Annotated in this window: 3 protein-coding genes; 2 read left to right on the forward strand and 1 reads right to left on the reverse strand. The window is 65.1% G+C overall.

Going from position 1 to position 3890, the window contains the following annotated elements:
- The first annotated feature begins 89 nt into the window (after positions 1-89).
- Both bamE and acnA read left to right on the forward strand, forming a co-directional pair.
- The gene (gene bamE / locus AC1VAN_RS14405) at positions 90-461 is read left to right on the forward strand and encodes an outer membrane protein assembly factor BamE domain-containing protein (protein ID WP_025878954.1); all 372 of its coding nucleotides are present in this window, start codon (positions 90-92) and stop codon (positions 459-461) included.
- A 257-nt stretch (positions 462-718) separates the two neighbouring features.
- Positions 719-3472 (forward strand): aconitate hydratase AcnA, encoded by a 2754-nt coding sequence (gene acnA, locus AC1VAN_RS14410; protein WP_442252124.1) that lies wholly within the window; start codon positions 719-721, stop codon positions 3470-3472.
- 120 nt (positions 3473-3592) lie between these two features.
- Here the strand turns inward: acnA and AC1VAN_RS14415 are convergent.
- Positions 3593-3890, reverse strand: a 298-nt coding sequence (locus AC1VAN_RS14415) for a BCCT family transporter (RefSeq protein ID WP_480986047.1), incomplete at its 5' end; no start/stop codon positions are given.

Consider the following 3890-nt stretch of genomic DNA (forward strand, 5'->3'; position numbering starts at 1 on the left):
GGTTAGACTCGCCCAGCAGCCCTGCTGTGCCCCGGCTGGACGCCCCGGCGTCCAACCGCACCTATCCGCTCCATAAATAAGGAAGTTTCATGCGCGCGCTCGCCCTTGCCCTGATCCTCGCAGCCCCGCTGGCCGTTTCGACGACCTCCGCCCATGCCAACCCGTTCGGCGCCTACACCACCGGCATCGAGATCACCCAGCAGCAGATGGACACCCTGGAAGTGGGCAAGACCACCCAGGACAACATCCGTGAGAAGTTCGGCGCCCCCGGCCGCCGCGAACAGCTGGGCGACACCCAGGTCTGGTACTACGACTTCGTGAAGATCAAGAGCTTCGGCAAGAACATCCAGGAAGCGACCGTACTGGAGTTCAACAAGCAGGGCGTGCTGACGGCCAAGTCCAAGAGCAACGCTGTCGGCAAGACCGGCAATCCGCTGATCGATGCCGCCAACGGCAAGTAAGTCCTGCAGCCGATGCATTCCTGGACGGGGCGCCCATGAGCGCCCCGTCTGCGTGCGGGCTGGCGCAAAAACGATGCACACGCTGACACGAAGGCTACACACACCGCTGTAACCTTGCGTTCCAAGCCTGCCGGGTCATTGCCGGGCGCTGGATCGCCGATACTGGGCAGGATCCGGGGCCGGAGTGCCACCGGCAAACGCAAGCAGGCCCGCCCATGCGGGCCACTGCAAGCCATCCGCAAGAGGAGTCATCCCGCATGAGCGATTCGTTCTCCACCCGCAGCCAGCTGGACGTCGGCGGCAAGACCTACGACTACTTCAGCCTGCCCAAGCTGGGCCAGCGCTTCGACATCTCCCACCTGCCCTATTCGATGAAGATCCTGCTGGAGAACCTGCTCCGGCACGAGGATGGCGGCGTCACCGTCGGCAAGGATCACATCGAGGCCGTCGCCCGCTGGCAGCCCAGCGCCGAACCGGATACCGAAATCGCCTTCATGCCCGCGCGCGTGGTCCTGCAGGACTTCACCGGCGTGCCCTGCGTGGTCGACCTGGCCGCGATGCGCGATGCGGTGGTCAAGCTCGGCGGCCGCCCCGAACAGATCAATCCGCTGATTCCCTCCGAACTGGTCATCGACCACTCGGTGCAGGTGGATGTGTTCGGCAAGCCCGACGCACTGGACCTCAACGGCAAGATTGAATTCCAGCGCAACCAGGAACGCTACGGCTTCCTGCGCTGGGGCCAGAAGGCCTTCGACAACTTCAAGGTGGTGCCGCCCAACACCGGCATCGTCCACCAGGTGAACCTGGAAAACCTGGCCCGCGTGGTGATGACCGCGGACAAGGACGGCAAGGCCGTTGCGTATCCGGATACCGTGTTCGGTACCGACAGCCACACCACGATGATCAACGGCATCGGCGTGCTCGGCTGGGGCGTGGGCGGCATCGAAGCCGAGGCGGCCATGCTCGGCCAGCCTTCGTCGATGCTGATTCCGCAGGTGGTCGGCTTCAAGCTGACCGGCCGTATGCCCGAAGGCGCCACCGCCACCGACCTGGTGCTGACCGTCACCCAGATGCTGCGCAAGCTCGGCGTGGTCGGCAAGTTCGTCGAATTCTACGGCGACGGCCTGCAGCACCTGCCACTTGCCGACCGCGCGACCATCGGCAACATGGCCCCCGAATACGGCGCCACCTGCGGCATCTTCCCGATCGACAACGAATCGCTGACCTACCTGCGCCTGTCCGGCCGCAGCGAAGAGCAGATCGCCCTGGTCGAAGCCTACGCCAAGGCGCAGGGCCTGTGGCACGACGCCAACAGCCCGCATGCGCAGTACAGCACCACGCTGGAACTGGACATGGGCACGGTGAAGCCCTCGCTGGCCGGCCCCAAGCGCCCGCAGGACCGCGTGCTGCTGGAAGACGTGCAGAAGAACTACCGCGACGCGCTAGTCGGCATGACCGCCAACCGCGACAAGCGCAGCGAGGATGTCTCCACCTTCGTCAATGAAGGCGGCGGCGCCGCAGTGGGCAACGAGCAGCTGGCCAAGGGCTACGCCGACATCGAGATGGACGGCAGGAAGGTGCGGCTGAAGGATGGTGCGGTGGTCATCGCCGCCATCACCTCGTGCACCAACACCTCCAACCCGGCGGTGATGATCGGCGCCGGCCTGCTGGCCCGCAACGCGGCCGCCAAGGGGCTGGACCGCAAGCCGTGGGTCAAGACCTCGCTCGGCCCAGGCTCGCGTGTGGTCACCGACTATCTTGAAAAGGCCGGCGTTCTCACCGAGCTGGAGAAGATCGGCTTCTACGTGGTGGGCTATGGCTGCACCACCTGCATCGGCAACTCCGGCCCGCTGCCGACCGAAGTCAGTGCCGGCATCGCCAGTGGTGATCTGGTGGTGACCTCGGTGCTGTCGGGCAACCGCAACTTCGAGGGCCGCGTGCACCCCGAAGTGAAGATGAACTACCTGGCCAGCCCGCCGCTGGTGGTGGCCTACGCCATCGCCGGCACCACCGACATCGACCTGACCACCGAACCGCTGGGCACCGGCAGCGATGGTCAGCCGGTGTACCTGCGCGACATCTGGCCAAGCAACAAGGAGATCGGCGACGTCATCGCCGCCACCGTCGGCCCGGAGATGTTCAAGCAGAACTACGCCGACGTGTTCAAGGGCGATACCCGCTGGAACACCATCGCCTCACCGGACGGTGACCTGTACGAATGGAGCGATGCGTCCACCTACATCAAGAACCCGCCGTACTTCGATGGCATGACCATGCAGGTCGGCAGCATCGATGATGTGCACGGCGCGCGGGTGATGGGCCTGTTCGGCGATTCGATCACCACCGACCACATCTCCCCGGCCGGCAACATCAAGAAGGATTCGCCGGCGGGCCGCTTCCTGCAGGAGCGCGGCGTGCAGCCGGCCGACTTCAACAGCTACGGCAGCCGCCGCGGCAACGATGACGTGATGGTCCGCGGCACCTTCGCCAACATCCGCATCAAGAACCTGATGTTCGGTGGCGAAGAAGGCGGCAACACCCTGTACTACCCGGCCGGCGGTGGCCAGCCGGAGAAGCTGGCGATCTACGATGCGGCCATGAAGTACAAGGCCGACAAGGTGCCGCTGGTGGTACTGGCCGGCAAGGAATACGGCACCGGCTCGTCGCGCGACTGGGCAGCCAAGGGCACCCTGCTGCTGGGGGTGAAGGCGGTCATCGCCGAAAGCTTCGAACGCATCCACCGCTCCAACCTGGTCGGCATGGGCGTGCTGCCGCTGCAGTTCCGCAACGGCGAAAACGCACAGTCGCTGGGTCTGGATGGCTCGGAAGTGATCGATGTCACCGGCCTGCAGGATGGCGCCAGCAAGCGCGCCACGGTCACCGCGACCAAGGCCGATGGCACGAAGAAGACCTTCGAAGTCTCGGTGATGCTGCTGACCCCGAAGGAAGTGGAGTACTTCCGCCACGGTGGCCTGCTGCAGTACGTGCTGCGCCAGCTGGCTGCACGTTGATCGAACGTACTGCGTAGGTAGAGCCAGGCCATGCCTGGCTGCGACAAGACAAAAGGGCCGGATCCTCAAAGATCCGGCCCTTTTCTTTGCTGCTCGCCGGGCGTGGCGGCCCGGCGCCACCTACCGCCGCGGCGCGTCCGGGTCGGTACGCAGCGCCTTGAGCAGGCCCCACATGTAGAACGCCAGGATGAACGAGAACGGCAGGCCGCACAGCACCACCGCCGTCTGCATCGCGCTGAAGTTGCCGGCCAGCAACAGGCCGACACTGGCCACGGTAATACCCGCCGCCCAGAACACGCGCAGCCAGATCGGCGCGTCATGCCCATCCTCCACGCCATCATCGACACGCCGGGTACACAGGTTGGCGATCATCAGCGTGCCCGAATCGACCGGGGTCAGGAACAACACGAAACCAATG

This window comes from Stenotrophomonas sp. 05L44_2 (assembly GCF_056665995.1).